Annotated in this window: 18 protein-coding genes; 10 read left to right on the forward strand and 8 right to left on the reverse strand. The window is 71.5% G+C overall.

What is annotated here, in order from left to right; translation table 11 throughout:
* Window positions 1–76: 76 nt before the first annotated feature.
* A complete protein-coding gene (locus IW248_RS27120) occupies window positions 77–1,333 on the forward strand; it encodes an outer membrane protein assembly factor BamB family protein (protein ID WP_196929205.1) in 1,257 nt (418 codons plus the stop codon).
* Window positions 1,334–1,434: 101 nt separating this feature from the next.
* On the forward strand, window positions 1,435–1,797 hold the full coding sequence (locus tag IW248_RS27125; protein WP_196929206.1) for an LPXTG cell wall anchor domain-containing protein: 363 nt from the start codon (window positions 1,435–1,437) through the stop codon (window positions 1,795–1,797).
* Between the two features lie 38 nt (window positions 1,798–1,835).
* Here the strand turns inward: IW248_RS27125 and IW248_RS27130 are convergent, their stop codons facing one another.
* The 6 genes from IW248_RS27130 to hppD form a co-directional block, all read right to left on the reverse strand.
* Window positions 1,836–2,759, reverse strand: a complete 924-nt coding sequence (locus IW248_RS27130) for a hypothetical protein (RefSeq protein WP_196929207.1) — start codon at window positions 2,757–2,759, stop codon at window positions 1,836–1,838.
* Between the two features lie 127 nt (window positions 2,760–2,886).
* Window positions 2,887–3,441: a hypothetical protein gene (locus IW248_RS27135; RefSeq protein ID WP_307788255.1), complete on the reverse strand. Its 555-nt coding sequence runs from the start codon at window positions 3,439–3,441 to the stop codon at window positions 2,887–2,889.
* Window positions 3,442–3,580: 139 nt separating this feature from the next.
* Window positions 3,581–4,684: a histidinol-phosphate transaminase gene (gene hisC, locus IW248_RS27140; RefSeq protein WP_196929208.1), complete on the reverse strand. Its 1,104-nt coding sequence runs from the start codon at window positions 4,682–4,684 to the stop codon at window positions 3,581–3,583.
* A complete protein-coding gene (locus IW248_RS27145; protein WP_196929209.1) occupies window positions 4,681–5,694 on the reverse strand; it encodes an RDD family protein in 1,014 nt (337 codons plus the stop codon). The genes hisC and IW248_RS27145 overlap by 4 nt, the downstream gene beginning before the upstream one ends.
* Window positions 5,695–5,770: 76 nt before the next feature.
* Window positions 5,771–6,472: an RDD family protein gene (locus IW248_RS33280; protein ID WP_196929210.1), complete on the reverse strand. Its 702-nt coding sequence runs from the start codon at window positions 6,470–6,472 to the stop codon at window positions 5,771–5,773.
* Window positions 6,473–6,483: 11 nt separating this feature from the next.
* Window positions 6,484–7,689 (reverse strand): 4-hydroxyphenylpyruvate dioxygenase, encoded by a 1,206-nt coding sequence (gene hppD / locus IW248_RS27155; protein ID WP_124818951.1) that lies wholly within the window; start codon window positions 7,687–7,689, stop codon window positions 6,484–6,486.
* A gap of 139 nt (window positions 7,690–7,828) precedes the next feature.
* Here hppD and IW248_RS27160 point away from each other — a divergent pair, with 139 nt between their 5' ends.
* The 5 genes from IW248_RS27160 (at window position 7,829) to IW248_RS27180 (ending at window position 16,326) form a co-directional block, all read left to right on the forward strand.
* A complete protein-coding gene (locus IW248_RS27160) occupies window positions 7,829–8,332 on the forward strand; it encodes an Lrp/AsnC family transcriptional regulator (RefSeq protein WP_196929211.1) in 504 nt (167 codons plus the stop codon).
* A gap of 70 nt (window positions 8,333–8,402) precedes the next feature.
* Entirely contained in the window at window positions 8,403–9,848 is a 1,446-nt protein-coding gene (locus IW248_RS27165; RefSeq protein ID WP_372432772.1) for an outer membrane protein assembly factor BamB family protein, read from the forward strand.
* A gap of 125 nt (window positions 9,849–9,973) precedes the next feature.
* The gene (locus IW248_RS27170) at window positions 9,974–11,641 is read left to right on the forward strand and encodes a fumarate hydratase (protein WP_196929212.1); all 1,668 of its coding nucleotides are present in this window, start codon (window positions 9,974–9,976) and stop codon (window positions 11,639–11,641) included.
* Between the two features lie 261 nt (window positions 11,642–11,902).
* Window positions 11,903–14,881, forward strand: coding sequence for an AfsR/SARP family transcriptional regulator (locus IW248_RS27175; protein ID WP_196929213.1), 2,979 nt, complete (start codon window positions 11,903–11,905; stop codon window positions 14,879–14,881).
* Between the two features lie 35 nt (window positions 14,882–14,916).
* Window positions 14,917–16,326 carry a class II fumarate hydratase gene (locus IW248_RS27180; protein ID WP_196929214.1) on the forward strand — a complete coding sequence of 470 codons (1,410 nt, stop codon included), beginning with the start codon at window positions 14,917–14,919 and terminating at the stop codon, window positions 16,324–16,326.
* 15 nt (window positions 16,327–16,341) lie between these two features.
* Here the strand turns inward: IW248_RS27180 and IW248_RS27185 are convergent, their stop codons facing one another.
* Window positions 16,342–16,632: a hypothetical protein gene (locus tag IW248_RS27185; RefSeq protein WP_196929215.1), complete on the reverse strand. Its 291-nt coding sequence runs from the start codon at window positions 16,630–16,632 to the stop codon at window positions 16,342–16,344.
* A 417-nt stretch (window positions 16,633–17,049) separates the two neighbouring features.
* Between IW248_RS27185 and IW248_RS27190 the strand changes: the two genes are divergently transcribed.
* The 3 genes from IW248_RS27190 (at window position 17,050) to IW248_RS27200 (ending at window position 18,710) form a co-directional block, all read left to right on the forward strand.
* Window positions 17,050–17,862, forward strand: coding sequence for a helix-turn-helix domain-containing protein (locus tag IW248_RS27190; protein ID WP_196929216.1), 813 nt, complete (start codon window positions 17,050–17,052; stop codon window positions 17,860–17,862).
* Window positions 17,853–18,035, forward strand: coding sequence for a DUF397 domain-containing protein (locus IW248_RS27195; RefSeq protein ID WP_196929217.1), 183 nt, complete (start codon window positions 17,853–17,855; stop codon window positions 18,033–18,035). Before IW248_RS27190 ends, IW248_RS27195 begins: the two co-directional genes overlap by 10 nt.
* A gap of 90 nt (window positions 18,036–18,125) precedes the next feature.
* Complete coding sequence (locus IW248_RS27200) at window positions 18,126–18,710, forward strand: GNAT family N-acetyltransferase (RefSeq protein ID WP_196929218.1); 585 nt, start codon at window positions 18,126–18,128, stop codon at window positions 18,708–18,710.
* Here IW248_RS27200 and IW248_RS27205 read toward each other — a convergent pair.
* A complete protein-coding gene (locus tag IW248_RS27205) occupies window positions 18,677–19,222 on the reverse strand; it encodes a CGNR zinc finger domain-containing protein (protein WP_196929219.1) in 546 nt (181 codons plus the stop codon). The two genes, IW248_RS27200 and IW248_RS27205, sit on opposite strands and share 34 nt — an antisense overlap.
* Window positions 19,223–19,262: the final 40 nt, after the last annotated feature.

Below are 19,262 nucleotides of genomic sequence, written 5' to 3' on the forward strand. Positions count from 1 at the left end.
CAGCCGTCATCCCTCGCCCTGACCTGACCGGGGTCCGGCCCCATCCGCTGGGTAGGGTGCCGGGCGGAGGTGCGGCATGACGTTCCCGAGAGGCCGGCGGCGGCTGGTGATCGCGGTCGCGGCGCTGCTCGCGACGGCGGCCGTCGCGGTCATCGTGCACCGGGTCCTCGCGCCGGCAGAGGTGAGCACTGTGGCGCGGGCCGACTATCCGGCCCCGGCCCGACCGGCTGCCGGAGTGATCGGTCGGTTGCCGGTCGCCCCGTTGATCGTCGACGGGAGACTGCGGGTGTACGCCGCACACCGTCAGGTCTACGCGGACCAGCCGGTCGACGGGCGGTACCGGACCAGCCCGTACTGGTCGTACCGGCGGTGGCCGGCCGAGCTGACAGCTGTGGTGGCCAGCGGCAGTACTGTGGTCAGCCGCTGGTCGGACGGGCAACTTGTCGCACTCGACGCCCGGACCGGCGGGGTGCTCTGGCGAACCGGCGGCCCGAAGCCCGCCGAGAGTACGGCGGTGGTGCGTCGTACCTGGGCGGCGACCGTCTGGGACGCTCCCGGGCTCCAGCTCACCGACCTTCCCGACGGGCGGGTCGTGCTGGTGGTGACCGGGGATGCCCAGGCGCGTGGGGTCGAGCTGAGCGGCGGTCGGGAGCTGTGGCGGGTCGAGTTGCCCGGCCGGTGCCGCAGCGATGTCGGCACCACCACCGGCGGGCAGTTGATCGGTCTGGACACCTGCGCCGGGGCGGCCACTGTCGAGTTCCGGGACGCGGCGACGGGCGCGGTGCGGGAGCGTTGGCGACCGCCGAACGGCCCGGACGGGTTGGTGGTGACGCCGCTCGGCTGTCGTACCGGCCGGTCGGACTGTCTGGGGCTGCGGACCGCCGGGCCGGGCGACGAGGGTGGTCGGGGCTGGCTGTTGGGTGCCGGTCCGCCGGTTGCCGCCCCCGCACTGGACCCGGCCGGCGCCGCGCTGGTCGGTGAACAGTCCGTCGTCGTGCTCGACGGGGTCGCGGTGGGCCGGTCGGCGCGTACGGGTGCCGAGCTGTGGCGGTCCGCGAGCCTGGGCGCGGCCCGGGTGCTGGCCGGGCAGCCGGGCCGGGTGCACCTGCTGACCGAGGCGAACGACCTGGTGACGCTGGACCCGGTGACCGGTAGGCAGTTGTCGCGCTTCGCGCTCAACGTCGGCTCGGACGGGACCGGTTGGGCGCCCGGGGCGGTGACGGCCGAGGACGGGTTCGTCGCGGTCGAGCGCCTCCGCAAGCCGGTCGACCCGACTGGCGACGACAGGCGCTATTACTACACCGGCGAGGCGGTGATCCTGGCCGCCACCTGATCGTGGCGTCTTCGACAGCGGAACACCGAACCGTTCCATTCCCTTTGTCGCAAAAGGGTACGTTTTTCACGGTTCAGGTTTCCGGTGGAAGGGGTCGGCGCATGGCCAGGACAGCAGCCAACTACCTCGTGGGCGGCGCGCTCGCCGCCACCGCGAGCCTGGCGTTGGCGGTGTCGCCGATGCTGGCCACCGCTGACCCTGCCTCGGCGCGCGGGTTCAGCGCCGCCCGGCCCGAGCCGTCGGCGGGCGGCAACGTCACGTTCGAGATCCTGCCGGCGTCGCCGACCCCGCCCCCGACCCAGCCGCCACCCACGTCCACGCCGACGGCACCACCCCAACCCACACCCAGCCACGGTGAGTTGCCGGTCACCGGATCGGGTGGGTCGGCGCTGCTGCTCGCCGTGCTGGGCGCAGCCCTGATCGTTGTCGGGTGGATCGCCCTCCGCCGCCGCCGGCCGAGCTGACGGGCCCCGGCCGGAGCCGGCCGAACTGCCGCGCGAGCTCAGCGACCGGCCGTGGTGCGTTCCCTCGGCCGGGTGGTGGGAGGCCCACCGGACCGGCCGGAACGGCGGGCCAGCATGGCGAGGCCGACGACCAGCAGCAGGCCCGCGACGGCCGCCGCCACGGTCCACGCGGAGAAGATCCGGGAGACCACGCTGCCCCGTTTTCCGACCTGACCGGCGTCGGGGAACGTTACCTGCGCGGTGACGCTCCGCTTCACCAGGCCGCTCTCCAAGTTCACCTCCGCCTTCCAGGGGCCGTTCGGCAGCGTGGCCGGGAATCGGGCGATGACCTGCCCGGAAGCGCCCGGCGCCAGCGTGACGCCCTGTACGACAGGAAACGGACCGGCCCGACTGCCGGCTGGGCCATCGGTGAGGGTGACGGCACCGGTCAGGTCGACGGCACGGCCGCCGGTGTTGCTGACCTTGATCGTTAGCGACGGTTCACCCTCGGGGCTGCGAGCCGGGCGTACCTCACCTATCGAGAAGTCGGACGCGGGTTCGCCGCCGGGCCCGATGTCGAGGTACATCCGGACTCCGACCCGGTGAACCTGAGTGATCTCGCCGCCGGCGCGGGGAGTTGACGCGGTGGACGCCCAGATCACCCCGTACCGCTCGCCCCGGGAGGCGGGCGGCGGCACCGTGACGGTCGCCTGGACCCGAGTCTCGCCCCGCGGTCCCAGCTCCACGGAGTGCTCGTCGAGGGTGACCCACGAGGTCAGCTCGTTCTCGGCGCGACCCTCGCCGAACCGGAACGCTCCACCCTCCAGGGTCGCGGCCGCCGGGTAGACGTCGACCCGACGGGTCTGGTCGGTGCGATTGACGATCAGCAGTTGCCGCTTGATGGTGGTGCCCGGCGGTAGGTGGTCGACGATGTAGCGCAGCGCCCGGGGGTCGGTGCGGCGCTCGGTCGGGGCTTCCAGCAACCGGATCCCGATGGTGCCCTCGTCCGATCCCGCTTCCGGTTCGGCCGCGCCGGCCCGGGTCGACAGACCCGGACCGGCGAGGCAGAACAGGGCGAGCGCGACAGCGACGGTCGACCGCCCCCGGGGGCTACGCCACGGAATGTGTCACCGTGCCGGTGTAGACGCCCGCGATGCTGTCCAGCGGGACGTTGACCACCAGGGTGGGGTTCCAGGCCGCGGTGTTGCCGCCGGTGCCGCCGGTGTGGGTGAAGGCGGTGAGTGGGGTGGCGCTGTCCAGGGGTGCGGCGTCCCCGGCAGTGGCCTGCCCCTCCGTGAAGGTGCCGTCGCCGGTGGTCGCCGTCTCCGGGCCGGACCAGTAGTCGATCTCAGAGGGCAGGACCGTCTCGGGCGGGGTGCCGCCGCCGGTCTGGAAGACGGTGGCCGTCACCGTGGCCTCCCAGGAGGCGTCGGCGGCGCCTCGGGAGTCGGTGACCGTCACGGTGCCGAGCTGGCCGGTAATGGTGCCACCGGGGGCGCCGTCACCGAGGTCGGCGGTGGCCGGCGCGACGATGTCGAGGGTGCCGGCGAGCACCTCGAAGGTGGCCGTCGTGTCATCCGTGGGCGCGGCGGCAGCTGGCGCGGCGAGGAAGCCCACCATCGCCGCGGCGGCCGCCCCAGCGAGAAGAATCTTGGCAATGCGCACTGTCTTTTACCCCGTTTTCTCGAAGTGAGCCGGCGTGGTCCTCAGCACGTCCGGTCACTTCGGAAGATAAGGGAGTAAGAAGCAAGAATTGGACAAACAGTACTTATGGCCCGATTCGGTTACAAGTGTGGCAGTTTGATCAGGTCAGCGCCAGCTCCGCGGCCGCCAGGAACGCGTCGTTCTCGGCCGGGGTGCCGATGGTGACCCGGACCCCGTCCCCGGCGAACGGCCGCACGATCACCCCGCGCGCCTCGCACGCCTTGCCGAACGCCACAGCCCGCTCGCCGAGCGGCAGCCAGACGAAGTTGGCCTGGCTCGTCGGGACCTCGGGCACGAACTTGCGCAGCGCCTCGGTGACCCGGTCCCGCTCGGCGACGACCAGGGCGCAGCGGCGCTCCATCTCCGTCACCTGGGTCAGTGCCGCGAGCGCCCCGGCCTGGGCCGCCGTGCTGCTGGAGAACGGGGTCGCCACCTTGCGGATCGCGGCGGCCACCACCGGCTGGGCGACCAGCCAACCCATGCGCAGGCCGGCGAGCCCCCACGCCTTCGACAAGGTGCGCAACACCGCCACGTTGGGCCGGTCCAGGTAGTCGAGCCCGTCCGGCACCTCCGGGTCGGTGACGAACTCCCGGTACGCCTCGTCGATCACCACCAGCACGTCGTCCGGCACGGCGTCGAGGAACCGGTCCAGCTCGGCCCGGCGCACCGCCGTACCCGTGGGGTTGTTCGGGTTGCAGACGAAAATCACCCGGGTCCGGTCGGTCACCGCCGCGGCCATCGCCGCCAGATCGTGCCCGTGCCCGGCGTCGTTGGACACCCGCACGCTTGTCGCGCCGCTGGTCGCCACGATGATCGGGTACGCCTCGAAGGACCGCCACGAGTAGAGCACCTCGTCCCCGGGCAGGCAGGTGGCCCGCACGAGGTGCTCGGCGAGCGCCACCGAGCCGCAGCCCGTGGCGATCCGGTCGGCGTCCACCCCGTACCGCTGGGCCAGTGCGTCACGCAGGGCGACCACGCCCATGTCCGGGTAGCGGTGCGAGGTGGTGATCGCCTCGGTGACCGCCTCCACCACGCCGGGCAGCGGCCCGTACGGCACCTCGTTGCTGGCCAGCTTGATGGCCTCCGGCAGGCCCAACTCCCGGGCCAGGTCGGCGGGGCTGCGCCCCGGCACGTAGCTGGGCAGCGCGTCCAGGTCGGCGCGGGTCAGCCGCAGCGCCGGCTGGTGGCGTCCGGAGTCGGTCATGGGGTGTCTCCCGGGGGCTGGTTGCGGTCGTTCGAGGGGGCGGATTCGGTGCGGTGCGGGACTTCGACGACCACCGTCTGCGCGCGCTTGTCGTGCAGCGCCTGGCGCAGCGGGTGGTCGAAGAGGGGGGAGAGCGCATCGACAAGTTGCAGCACCAGGCCGAGCCCGACGCAGTACCAGAGCAGAGTCGGCAGGCCCAGCGTGCTCCACCGGCTCAGCGCCCGGCGGAAGCCCAGTGGCTGGTCGGCGGCGAGCGGCACCGCCCGGATCCGCATCACCCGCTTGCCGATGGTCTGCCCGCCGGAGGCCATGGTCGGCACCTCGTACGCCAGCCAGAGCGCGGTGGCGATCAGCAGGATCGCCACCAGTAGAGAACCGGCCTGCTCACCGGGCATCGGCAGACCGTCGGCGGAGGTGTCGCCCCGTGCCGCGCGCCGGAAGACCTCCTGCCAGTACGGCGCCCACTCCTGCGCCCAGCGCCAGACGAACCAGCCGTTGACGACCACGTTCAGTGCGAGGACGAGGCCGAAGTCGATCAGCCGGGCGACGAACCTACGGCCGTAGCCGGCCAGCCGGAGGCCGTGCGGGCGTGGCTCGGGCGGTCGTCCGGGCCAACCGGGGTGACCAGCCGGTGGTGCCCAGCCGGGAGGGCCAGCCGGTGGAGCCCAGCCGGGCGGAGCACCCTGCGGACCCCAGCCGGGAGGGCCGGCGTGTGGTCCCCAGCCCGGACCGTGTCCCGGTGGCGGGCCGTACCCCTGGGGTGGGCCCTGCTGCGGCGGCCAGCCCGGCGCGGGGGGTGCCGACGCGGGGGGAGCCGAGGCGGGGGGAGCCGAGGCGGGGGTCGTCGACGCCGCGGGCGTGGCCGGCGCGGGCGGTGGCTCGGGCGGCGGCGGGCCGTCCGGCGGGGTGGCGTCGACGGGAATGGGCGCACCGAGCCAGCCCTCGCCGTCCCAGTAACGCCGAGTCTCGGTGTCGGCGGGGTCGACGTACCAGCCAGGTTGAACGCTCACGCCGTCGCTCCGCTTCGCTTCGCGGCGGCGCGAGGCGCCACGCTACTGAGCCTGCTGGTTCGGTAACTGCGCTCGCTCACTGGGACACCTTAACGACGACCGTCTGAGCGAACTTGTCGTGGAGGCACTGCTGCCACGGCTTGTCCCAGAGCTGCCACAACCCGTCCAGGTAGCTCAGCCCCGGGAGGAAGCCAGAGAGCTGCTGCACCAGGAACCGCTTCGCGGCGGCCCGGCGGTCGAGCGAGCGCGTCGGATCCAGCGGCACGATCCGCAACTTCATCATCTTCTTGCCGAAGGTCTGGCCACTCTTGAACATCATCTCGACGTGGTAGACGTACGCGAGCACGAGCGAGATCGCGATGATCCCGAGGTCCAGCCACAGCAGGGGCAGCAGGAGGTCGCGAACGAAGTCGGCCTCGCCAAGTGAGCCGTCCGGCGCGAACAGGTCGACCTCGGGCGCAATGACAACAAGGAAGATGATCGCCGCGGGCACCGTGAGCACCAGGCCGACCACCATGAAGACCGCGGCGTCGAGCAACATGGCCAGTAGCCGATCGCTGAAGCTGGCCAGCGGCTGTCCGCCCGGGGTCAGCGTCGGGGGCGGGGCCACCGGTCGCGGTGGTCCGCCATAGAACTGCGGCGGGGCGTACCCGGGTGGGGCGTACTGCGGCGGCGCGGCGTACCCATGGGGGTGTGGTCCGGGTTGCGGCGCGACGCCGCCGGTGGTGGGTCGGGGCCCACCGGCCGGCGGCGTCGGGTACGACGGAGGTTGCGTCACGCTGGCAAGTGTTACAGGTTGCCGCGGGCTTCCTGCTCTCGCTCGATCGCCTGGAAGAGCGCCTTGAAGTTGCCCTTGCCGAAGCCCAGCGAGCCGTGCCGCTCGATCAGCTCGAAGAAGACCGTGGGGCGGTCCTGTACTGGCTTGGTGAAGATCTGGAGCAGGTAGCCGTCCTCGTCCCGGTCGACAAGGATCTTGCGGGCCTTCAGCTCCTCGATCGGCACCCGCACCTTGCCGATCCGCTCGCGCAGCTCCGGGTCGTCGTAGTACGAGTCCGGAGTGTCCAGGAACTCCAGACCGGCCGCGCGCATCGCGTCGACGCTGGCGAGGATGTCGTTGGTGGCGACGGCGATGTGCTGCGCGCCCGGGCCCTGGTAGAACTCCAGGTACTCGTCGATCTGGGACTTCTTGCGGGCGATCGCCGGCTCGTTGAGCGGGAACTTCACCTTGCGGGTGCCGTTCGCCACGACCTTGCTCATCAGCGCCGAGTAGTCGGTGGCGATGTCGTCGCCGACGAACTCCGCCATGTTGGAGAAGCCCATGACCCGCTTGTAGAACTCGACCCACTCGTCCATCCGGCCCAGCTCCACGTTGCCGACCACGTGGTCGACGGCCTGGAAGAAGCGCTTCGGCTGGATGCCGGCGTCGATCATCGGCTGCCGGTCCACGATCGGGCCCCGGGCCACGAAGCCGGGCAGGAACGGGCCGGTGTAGCGGGACCTGTCGACAAGCGTGTGCCGGGTGTCGCCGTACGCGGCGATGGCGGCCATCCGGACGGTGCCGTGCTCGTCGGTCACCTCGTGCGGCTCGACGACGCTTGCGGCGCCCTGCGCGATGGCGTGCGCGTACGCGGCGTCCACGTTGGGGACCTCCAGCGCGATGTCGCTGATGCCGTCGCTGTGCCGGGCCACGTGCTCGGCGCCGTCGGCGTCCGGGCGCACCGCACCGGTCAGCACGAACCGGGCCGAGCCGCTGGTCAGCACGTACTGGGCGTGGTCCCGGTAGCCCTGCTCGGGGCCGCGGTACGCCACGCAGGTCATGCCGAAGGCGGTGGAGTAGTAGTGGGCGGCCTGCTTGGCGTTGCCGACCAGGAAGTGCACGTGGTCGAGGCCCCGGACCGGGAACGGGTCGTGGCTGATGTCGTGGTCGACAGCGCCGACGAGCCGGTCGACGTCGACGTCCTCGGTCGACTTGGGTCGGTCGATCGCCTGGGTCATGGTGGGCTCCCTCGCGTACCGGCCGGCCTTGTGGGCCGCCGTGGTCGGTTCTTGTGGCGAGGATCGCTGCCCCGGCGTCGGGTGGGCAACTGTTGCTAGAAATGCTGGTCAGGTTGCGCATTCGGTATGGTCTTCACTCATGAATGGTGAGCAGAATGTACAGCTCGACGCGCTCGACGTGCGCTTGATCGAACTGCTCGCCGAGGAGCCTCGGATCGGGGTGCTGGAGTGCTCCCGGCGGCTCGGGGTGGCCCGGGGCACCGTGCAGGCGAGGCTGGACAAGATGGTCGAGCGGCGGGTCATCGAGGGCTTCGGCCCCGAGATCGCGCCGGCCGCTATCGGTTTCGGGGTGACCAGCTTCGTCACCCTGGAGATCAGCCAGCGGCACGGCCACGACCCGGTCACCGCTCACCTCGCCGCCATTCCCGAGGTGCTGGAGGCACACACCATCACCGGCTCCAGCGACCTGCTCTGCCGGATCGTGGCCCGCTCCAACACCGACCTGCAACGGGTCATCGACCAGATCGTCTCGTCCGCCGGCATCACCCGGGCCTCGACGATCATCGCGTTGGCCGAGCAGATTCCCTACCGCACGCTTCCGTTGGTGCGCAGCGCCGTTCGGGCCGAGGGAAGGGCGCTGTAACACCTCCGAGCCCAGAAAGCGCGGCGACACGGCGGCGCGGGCGTACGGAAGATCCGTGATCGTGGCTACGGTGTGCGGTGTGGCGAAGGGGAGCGTGCGCGGTGGGCTGCTGCTTGGCCTCGCCGTGGTCGTCGCGCTCGCCGCGACCGGCGTGTGGAACCCGTTCCCCGGCATCTGGGAGTGGGTGGACCGCAGCGAACCCATCTCCGAGCCCGACGTGGTCTGGCAGCAACGGGTCGGCGGCACTCCGCGCAGCGTGACCATCGCCGGCGACGCCGTCGTGGTCGAGCAGCGCACCCGGGTCGAGGCGCGCAGCCTGGCCACCGGCGCCCAGCTCTGGGAGCGCAAGGCGGACTGGGCGGCGGTCGCCGGCGGCGACCGCGACCCGGTCGTGGCAGTGGGCAAGCTCCTGGTCAAGGGGTACGAGCTGCTCGACCCGACGACCGGGGTGACCCGGCGACGTGACGACGACGCGGTGGCGGTCTGGACGTACCGCAACCTGCTCCTCGACGCCCGGTGCACGGACGCCACCGACTGCACCCTGAGCGCCTGGGACCCGCGCGGCACCGCGCCGCTCTGGACGGCCTTCCTGCCCGGGGTGCACAGCGGCCTGCTCGCCGACAACCCGGGCCTGCGGGGCACCCGCCGGCTCACCGCCACCCGGATCGACGACGGCGTGGCCGGGGCGGAGGCCGCGCCGCCGCTGCTCGGCTTCCCGGTCGACGGTCGGGTCCACGTGGTCGACACCGCCACCGGCCGGGTGTTGCAGAACGTCGAGCCCAGCCGGGACGAGCGGCTCTCCGTGGTGGGCGGCCGGCTGCTCCGGGTCGCCGCCCGATCCCAGGACGGCACCTGTTACTTCGCCATCTCCGCCCGGGACTCGGCTACCGGGCAGGAGGCCTGGCAGCGGGCCGGCGTCAACCTGCGCACCGCCGACTCCGCCGGCTGTGTGCAACGCGAGGACCCGCAGGGTGCGCGGAACGTGCTGATCGGCGTCGCTCCGGACGGCCGCGAGGCGGTCATCGACGGGTACGACGGGCGGCTGCTCTGGGTCGGTGATTCGGGCACCAAGTTGATCGCGGTGGACGACCGACTGGCGGTGTTCCGGGCCGCCGACAAGCGCTCGGTGATCGCGCGTGAGCTGGGCACCGAGAAGGTGCTCTGGACGCGACAGGCCAGCGGCAAGGCCGGTGCCGCGCTCACCCCGTACGCGGCGGTGGTGGCCGACGAGAAGCCGTCCCGGCTGGTGGCACTGGACCCGCGCACCGGCAAGGAGTTGGCCGCCCTGCGCACCTCGGCGAACGCCCTCGCCGTCGGATCACAGGGCATGATCATCGGCGAGGGGCGGGAGATCGGGTACGTCCGCTTCGGCGCGTCCGGAAACTCGCCCACCCGACCGCCCAGCGACGGTGGGAATCCCCGGCCGGGAAGCACCGGCCCCGGCGGGCAGGACGACGGCGACTGCGGGCCGAAGGGGGAACTCTGCCCCGACCCGGGCGGCGGCAAGGACGGCTGAGCGGGCGGTTCGCCTGATGATCAGCACGGAAGCGGGGCCCGGCACGCCTGGCGGATGAGAGCGGCGTCCCAGGACCCGCCCGGCGGGTGGGAGTGATCGACCGGTCTGCCCTAGGCTTGCCGCTCATGAGCAGTGCCGCCGCATTCTCGTACGCCCCTCTGCTGCCGACCGGCCCGGACCAGACGGACTATCGCCTGGTCACCGACGAGGGCGTGGACGTCGTACACGGCCCGGGAGGCCGCCGGTTCCTCACCGTGGAGCCGGCCGCGCTCACCGCGCTGACCGCCGAGGCGATGCACGACATCGCGCACTTCCTGCGCCCCGCGCACCTGGCGCAGCTCCGGTCGATCATCGACGACCCGGCCGCCTCGCCGAACGACAGGTTCGTCGCGCTGGATCTGCTGCGCAACGCCAACATCGCCGCCGGCGGTGTCCTGCCCATGTGCCAGGACACCGGCACCGCCATCGTGATGGGTAAACGCGGTCGGCACGTGCTGACCGACGGCGCCGACGCGGAGGCCATCTCCCGGGGCGTCTACCAGGCGTACACCAAGCTCAACCTGCGCTACTCCCAGCTCGCCCCGCTGACCATGTGGGACGAGCGGAACACCGGCAGCAACCTGCCCGCCCAGGTGGACCTGTACGCCGAGGACCCGGACGGGCACCCCGACGCGTACAAGTTCCTGTTCATGGCCAAGGGCGGTGGCTCGGCCAACAAGTCGTACCTCTACCAGGAGACGAAGGCGCTGCTCAACCCGACGCGGATGATGCAGTTCCTGGAGGAGAAGCTGCGGCTGATCGGCACCGCCGCCTGCCCGCCGTACCACCTGGCCGTCGTCATCGGCGGCACCTCCGCCGAGTACGCGCTGAAGACCGCGAAGTACGCCAGCGCCAAGTACCTCGACGCGCTGCCGACAGCGGGTTCGATGAGCGCGCACGGCTTCCGCGACCTGGAGCTGGAGGCGGAGGTGCTGGAGCTGACCCGCAACTTCGGCATCGGCGCGCAGTTTGGTGGGCGGTACTTCTGCCACGACGTACGGGTGGTCCGGTTGCCCCGGCACGGCGCGTCCTGCCCGGTGGCGATCGCCGTCTCCTGCTCGGCGGACCGTCAGGCCGTCGCCAAGATCACCCCGTCGGGTGTGTGGCTGGAGCGCCTCGAAACCGACCCGGCGCGGTTCCTGCCCGACGTCACCGACGATTCGCTCGACGCCGAGCTGGTCGTCCGGGTCGACCTGAACCGGCCGATGGACGAGATCCGCGCGGAGCTGTCGAAGTACCCGGTGAAGACGCGCCTCTCGCTCTCCGGGCCGCTCGTGGTCGCCCGGGACATCGCCCACGCCAAGATCGCAGAGCGCTTGGATGCCGGTGAGCCGATGCCGCAGTACCTGCGTGACCACGCGGTCTACTACGCCGGCCCGGCGAAGACCCCCGAGGGGTACGCGTCCGGCTCGTTCGGGCCGACCACGGCCGGCCGGATGGACGCCTACGTGGAGAAGTTCCAGGCCGCCGGCGGTTCGCAGGTGATGCTGGCCAAGGGCAACCGGTCCGGTCAGGTGACCCGCTCCTGCCAGCAGCACGGCGGCTTCTACCTCGGCTCGATCGGCGGCCCCGCGGCCCGCCTCGCTCAGGACTGCATCAAGCACGTCGAGGTGCTCGAGTACGCGGAGCTGGGCATGGAGGCGGTCTGGAAGATCGAGGTCGAGGACTTCCCCGCCTTCATCGTGGTCGACGACAAGGGCAACGACTTCTTCGCCGAGGTCACCAAGCCGGTGCTCACCGTCGGCCGCCGCTGACCCGACAGGTATGGGAACGGGCGCCGGGCGAACTCGCCCGGCGCCCGTTCTGTCGTCGAGCTCTGCCGACATCGGTACGCCCGCCCCACATGGGGGGTGGGACGGGCGTACCGCCCCCGTCGGATGCCGTCACCGACAACTCGGAATGAGTGTGCTGGGCACCGCTGTCGATCCGCTCTCAGATCACTCTCGCCTGACCGAGGCGGTCCGTCACCGCGGGACTACGCTGCTGGAAGTTGCACCATTGACGCGGGAGAGCAGATGCGGTTCGGGATCCTGGGGCCCCTGCGGGTGGGCGGTGGCGAGTCCACTGTCACCGCCGGCCGCGACCGGATCGTGCTCGCCATGCTCTTGTTGCGGGCCGGCCGGCTCGTGCCGGTCGACGAGCTGGTCGACGCGGTGTGGGATGACCGACCGCCGGCCACCGCCCGCGCCCAGTTGCAGACCTGCGTGTCGCGGTTGCGTCGCCGGTTGACCGAACTCGGGCTGGCACCGGAACTCATCGTCACCGACCCGGCGGGGTACGGCGTGCGTACCGCACCGAACGACCTCGACGCCGAGGTCTTCGCCCGGGGTGTGGAGGCGGCGCGAGCCGCCGCCACGGCCGGTCGCCTGGTCGACGCGCGTGCCGAATTCCGCGCCGCCTTGGCGTTGTGGCGCGGGCCGGCGCTGGGTGGAATCCCGAGCCGGAGCGTCCGCCGCCGTGCACAGGCACTCGACGAGCAGCGTCTCACCGCGCTGGAGGAGTGCGTCGACGTCGAGCTGCGCCTCGGGCGGGCCGCCGAGCTGATCGGCGAACTCGCCGAGAGCGTCGACCAGCACCCGGTGCGGGAGCGGCTGCGCGGACAACTGATGCTGGCACTGTCCTCGGTCGGACGGCAGGCCGACGCGCTGGCGGTCTACCGGGAGGGCCGGCGGACCTACGCCGACGAGCTGGGCATCGAGCCGGGCGCCGAGTTGCAGGAGCTGCACCAGCGGGTGCTCGCCGGTGACCTCGCCCTGGCCGGTCGGGAAGCGCGGCCGACCGCTCCGGTCCGCTCGCTGCCCCGGGCGATCGGTGACTTCACCGGCCGGCAGCAGACGCTGGCCCGCCTGGTCAAGGAGGTGGAGGCCGGGGCCCGGATCCAGCTCATCGACGGCATGGCGGGCAGCGGCAAGACCACCCTCGCGGTGCATCTCGCCACCGCTCTCGCAGACGACTACCCGGACGCCCAGCTCTACATCGACCTGCACGGGCACAGCGAGCGCACCCCGTTGACGCCGGCCGCGGCGGTGGCCACGCTCCTGCGGCAGCTCGGCGTGCCCGCCGAGCGGGTGCCGACGAACCTGGACGATCGGTTGGCGCTCTGGCGCACCGAGCTGTCCGGCCTGCGGGCCCTGCTGGTGCTGGACAACGCGGCCACCGCCGACCAGGTGACACCGCTGCTGCCCAACGGCTCGCACTGCCTGATCCTGATCACCAGCCGTCGCCGGCTGGTCGGGGTGGATGAGGGGCGACCGTCGTCGCTGCCCGTGCTCGACAGCGACGAGGCGGTCGAGTTGCTCGGGCAGGTCGTCGGCGTGGCCCGGGTGGCGGCCGAGCCGGAGGCGGCCACCGAGGTCGTCCGACGCTGCGGACACCTGCCGCTGGCCATCCGGCTGGCCGGTGCCCGACTGGCGCACCGACCCCGTTGGCGCATCGCCGACCTGGCCGAGCGGCTGAGTACCCGGCCGGATCCATTGGCCGAGTTCGAAGCCGGCGAACGGTCCGTCGGTCGGGCCTTCGCCCTGTCGTACGCCCAGGTGTCACCGGTCGCGCGGCGTGCGTTCCGGTTGCTGGGCCTGCACCCGGGAGTACGGTTCGACAACTCGGTCACCGCCGTACTGGCCGAACTGCCCCTGCCCGAGGCGCAGGACCTGCTCGACGAGTTGGTGGACGCGCACCTGGTGGAGGAGGCGGAATCCGGCCGGTACCGGTTGCACGACCTGGTCCGGGAGTACGCGCGGACGCTGGTCGCCGATCCGGAGCGGGCAGGCGAGCGGCGGGACGCCATCGAGCGTCTGCTCGATCACCACCTGCACGTCGCCACGGCGATCGCCCGCAAGAGGGAACTCACCTCGGCCCAATCGCTGATCTTGGTGACGGTGCCGATACGTGCTGACCTGGTCACGATCGTCGCCGAGCAGGGTCGAGCCTGGCTCGACGAGAACCTTGCCCTGTGGACCGCCCTGGTCCGGTTGGCGGAGACCGAGGGGTTCCTCCAGCAGTGCTGGCAGTTGGCGAGGGCCTGCTGGCACGCCCAGTTCGAGGGCGGCCGCCTAGACGAGTTGATCGAGACACATTCCGCGGGACTGCGCGCCGCCGAGGAGTTGGGCGACGACCGGGCGGTGGCGACGATGCTCAACTATCTCGCCTCGGCCCATTACCGGCTGGGTGATTTTCCCGAGTCGATCCGGTTGATGGAGAGGTCACTGGAGATTTTCCGCCGGCTCGGTCTGCGCCGCGAGTTCCGCAACACCCTCGGCAACCTGGGCACCTCGTACGCCGCCAACTACCAGTTCCGGAGGGCCCGGGAGCGCTACGACGACGCCCGGGCGTTGGCGACGCGGATGCGCAACACGGCAGCGCTGGCGAACGAACTCAACAACCTGACGATGACCCTGCTGCTCTGGGGACGGCACGACGAGGCGCTACACACCGCCCGGCGGCACCTGGGGATCGCTCGCGAGATCGGCGACCCGCGCCGGATCGGCAACGCCCTCGGGCACCTCGGGATGATCCGGCATCGGATGGGTGACGTGGTGCCGGCCGAGCGGTTGCTGCGGGTGGCGCTGCGCGTCAAGCGAGAGGTGGGCACCCGGTTTGGCGAAGGTGAGGTGTTGAACGAGATCGGGATGATGGAACGGGAGGCTGGCCGTCCGGAACGGGCCGCCGACCTGCACCGTGCGGCACTGGTCGCGATGACCGAGGCGGGGGATCGCATCGGCCAGTGCGGCTCGCGCAACCTGCTGGCCCGAGCCATCCTGGACCAGGGGGACGTGAGCAGCGCCCTCGACCTGCATCGTCGGGTGCTCGTCGACGCCACCGGGCTGGGTTCCCTACACGAGCAGGGTCGGGCGCTGGAGGGCATCGCCCGCTGTTTGCTGGCGACCGATCCGGCGGCGGCGCGGGCGCACCTGACCCGGGCGCTGGCCCTGTTCCGGCAGATCGAGTCGCCGGAACAGCACGAGGTGGAACGGCTGCTCACCGAGTTGGGCTGACGGATCATCTGCGAGTCGGCCACGGGCGCGGCAGGATGGTACGCGTGACGACTCCAGAGGCGACCGGTTACCGCATCGAACGTGACTCGATGGGCGAGGTGGAGGTGCCCGCCGAGGCGCTGTGGCGGGCGCAGACCCAGCGTGCGGTGCAGAATTTCCCGATTTCCGGCCGGGGCCTCGAACCGGCCCAGATCAAGGCCCTCGCCCAGATCAAGGGCGCGGCCGCCGAGGTCAGCGGCGAGCTGGGCGTGATCGACGCCAACGTGGCCGCCGCGATCGCCGCCGCCGCCGCGCACGTGGCCGACGGCGGTTACGACGACCAGTTCCCGGTGGACGTGTTCCAGACCGGCTCGGGCACGTCGTCGAACATGAACACCAACGAGGTCATCGCCACCCTGGCGAGCCGTGAGCTGGGCTCACCGGTGCACCCGAACGACCACGTCAACGCCTCCCAGTCGAGCAACGACGTCTTCCCGTCCTCGATCCACCTGGCGGCCACCCAGTTCATCGTGGAGGACCTGCTGCCGTCGCTGGCGCATCTGGCGGCCGCGCTGGAGGCCAAGGCCGCGGAGTTCGAGACGGTGGTCAAGGCCGGGCGTACCCACCTGATGGACGCCACGCCGGTCACCCTCGGCCAGGAGTTCGGCGGTTACGCCGCCCAGGTCCGCTACGGCATCGAACGGCTGGAGGGCGCGCTGCCCCGACTGGCCGAGCTGCCGTTGGGCGGCACCGCCGTGGGCACCGGGATCAACACCCCGCTCGGTTTCGCCGCCGCCGTGATCGACAAGCTGCGCGAGTCGACCGGGTTGCCGCTGAGCGAGGCGCGTAACCACTTCGAGGCGCAGGGCGCGCGGGACGCGCTGGTGGAGACCTCGGGGCAGTTGCGGACCGCGGCGATCGGCCTCTACAAGATCGCCAACGACATCCGCTGGATGGGTTCCGGCCCCCGCGCCGGCCTGCGTGAGCTGCGCATCCCCGACCTCCAGCCCGGCTCGTCGATCATGCCGGGCAAGGTCAACCCGGTGGTCGCCGAGGCGATGCGGCAGGTCTGCGCCCAGGTGATCGGCAACGACGCGACGGTCGGGTTCGCCGGCTCACAGGGCGACTTCGAGCTGAACGTGATGCTCCCCGTGATGGGTCGCAACCTGCTGGAGTCGATCCGGCTGCTCTCCGCGGTGAGCCGGCTCTTCGCCGACCGGCTGGTGGCCGGCCTGGTCGCGGACGCCGAGGTCTGCCTCGCGTACGCCGAGGGCTCACCGTCGATCGTCACCCCACTCAACCGCTACCTGGGGTACGACGAGGCCGCGTCGATCGCCAAGGAGGCGCTGGCCAAGCAGACCTCGATCCGCGAGGTGGTGATCTCCCGGGGTCACGTCGACTCCGGCAAGCTCACCGAGACCCAGTTGGACGAGACGTTGGACCTGCTCCGGATGACCCACCCCTGACTCGTCCTGCCCTGCTCAGGGCAGGTGCCGTGGTCTCGCCCAGCCGAGGAAGCGGGTGAAGAGCGCGGCGGGGTCCGGGCCGTCGTGCGGGTTCAGGCGGTACAGGTCGGCAGCCGCCTCGTGCAGGACACTGCACAGGTAGATGCTCAACCCGACCCGGTCGTGCGCATACTCCCGGTGGAGGGTGAGCCGGGCGACCGGGCACGGCCAGGGCGCGGCGCAGACCCGGCAGAGCCACAGCGGGCGCAGGGCCAGGTGCTGCCGACGTGGAATCGTGGCACTGTCGGCCGGGGTGGTCCGGGACATGCGGCGCCCTTCCTTTCGACCTGAATCGTTCGTGGCATCACGACGCCCCCGCTCGCGCTCGCCCCGGGCCAGGCTGCGCCAAGATCCCGCTCGATCCAGGACCGCGCCGATCTTGGAGTTTCTGTTGTCGACATGGGTGGATATGCCCCCTGCGTCGGGACGGAAAGTGCAAGATCGCGGAGCGGTGACGGCGTGGCTGTCTGGGAGGTGGGACCGCCCGGCCGGGGGAGCGGGCGGTCCCGTGCGGTGCCGGCAGATCCCGGGGGACGGGGAGCGGCGCTGCGCTTCACAGTCTGGTGATCAGGCGACTACGGTCGGAAGGGTTTGGCCGCGTCGTCATAGCCGCCCTGCGTTGGGTGGCACCGCCGCTGGCGGCCGGCTGGAGTTGATCGTCGGCGGGGTGGAGGGCGGTACGGCATGGCCGATGGGCAGATGACGGCGGCGGCGTTCCTGATCGCGGAGCTGCGCCGGGCGCGGGTGCGGCGCGGCTGGAGTCAGGAGGAGTTGGCGAAGGCGGTCAACTACTCGGCGTCGATGGTCAGCGCCGTCGAGTTGGGCCAGCAACAGCCCACCGTCAAGTACCTGGAACTCGTCGACCGCGCCCTGGACACCGGCGGCCTGTTCGGTCGCATGTCCACCGAGCTGGTCAGCCTGGATCGGGCACAGCCCTGGTTACGCGGCTGGCAGGCGATCTTCGAGCAGGCGCGCACGCTCCGGTGGTACGAGCCCCGCTACGTGCCGGGGCTCTTTCAGACGGAGGACTACGCGCGGGCGGTGTTCGAGGCTGGCGACCTGCTCGCCTCCGAGGAGGTCGACCGGCGACTGACCGCCCGGATGGAGCGTCAGGAGGTGCTGCACAGCGAGCGGTCGCCGCACATCGTTGCGGTGCTGGACGAGGCGGTGCTACGGCGACGCGTCGGCGGCCGGAAGGTGATGCGCGAGCAGGCTCTGCACCTGGCCGGCATCGCCACTGGGCACCCTCGGGTCCGGCTGCACGTGGTGCCGCGATCCGCCGAGGAGTACCCGGGGCTCGGTGGGCAGTTCGCGCTCGCCACCCTGCCCGACGGCACCGAGGTGGCCTATCTGGACTGTCAGGTTCGGGGCCAAGAGCTGGACCAGCCGCAGGATCTGTTGCGGTTGCAGCGGGTCTGGGAGGCTACCTTGGGCGAAGCCCTGCCCCCGCAGGCGTCCATCGACTTGATGAACGAGGTGGCCGAGTCGTGGAGTTGACCGACGCTCGCTGGCGCAAGAGCAGCCGCAGCAATCAGGACGCCAACTGCGTCGAGGTGGCGACGAATCTTGGGGACGTGGTCGGGGTGCGAGACAGCAAGGACTCGGACGGGCCCGTGCTCGTTGTCGACGCGTACTCCTGGCGGCTCTTCGTGGTCGCGCCCCCGCGCTGACGCGATCGCCTCGCCCGCGACGGCGGTCGGGGATTTGCCCGCGCGGGTAAACGGCTCGACGTTGGTGTGGGGCGGCGGGATGATTTCGTTGTGAGTGACCCGCCCTGCACCGAGCGGTTGCGGTTGCGGCGGCTGACCATTGCCGACGTGGACGCGCTGGTCGAGCTGGACAGCGACCCCGAGGTGATGCGTTTCCTCACCGGTGGCGTCGCTACCCCGCTGGCAACCGTGCGGGACGAGCAGTTGCCGAGGCTGCTGGCCCAGTACGACAGGTATCCCGGGCTGGGGCGGTGGGCGGCGCACGATCGGGAGTCCGGCGAGTTCCTGGGCTGGTTCGCGCTCGACCCGTCGGAGGACGGCGCCGAGGCTGAGTTGGGCTACCGGCTGCGCCGCTCGACGTGGGGGCGGGGGCTGGCGACCGAGGGGTCGCGGGCGTTGGTCCGGTACGCCTTCGATGCCGTCGGGGTGCAACGGGTCTGGGCGGAGACGATGACTGTGAACGAACGCTCCCGGCGGGTGATGGTGAAGGCCGGGTTGCGCCACGTGCGGACCTTCCACCAGCAGTGGGACGACCCGATTCCGGGCACCGAGCAGGGCGAGGTGGAGTACGAGGTGCGGGCCGAGGAGTGGGCGGCCGACGGTCAGGAGCGGCCGGCGGCCCGTCGGGCGCGGTAGGCGGTCACCGCGGCGCGGTTGCCGCAGCCGGCCTCGCAGAATCGCCGGGACCGGTTGCGGGACAGGTCGACGACCACGTTGTCGCAGTCCGGGTATTCGCAGATGCGTAGCCGGCTCAGCTCGCCGGTACGAACCAGGTCGGCCATCGCCATGGCGGCCTCCACCGCGATCCGGGTGGCCAGCGGCGCGTCGCGGGGCACGGCGTGCAGGTGGTACGGCTCGTCGTCGTGCTCGATGAGCTGGGGCAGCGCCTTGTGTTCCAGCAGCAGGCCGTTGACGACCGCGACGATCTCGGCTGGCTCGGCGGACCAGATGCGGCGCAGTCGGGGCCGCAGCTCCCGGACGGCGCGTAGCTCGGCGTCGGTGTGTTCGTGCCGGCCGCTGTAGGAGTGGCGGACGAAGAACGCGTCCAGCGCCGCGACGTCGGGCAGTAACTCGCCGTCTCGACCTGCGGTGTTGACCAACGCCGCGGCGGCGATCAGCGAACACTCGGTGTCATGAGCGAATAGCAACTTGACTCCTGTCATGGCTTCCGCCTAGCGTCATCAGCAC

The organism is Micromonospora ureilytica (assembly GCF_015751765.1).
Lineage (GTDB): Bacteria > Actinomycetota > Actinomycetes > Mycobacteriales > Micromonosporaceae > Micromonospora > Micromonospora ureilytica.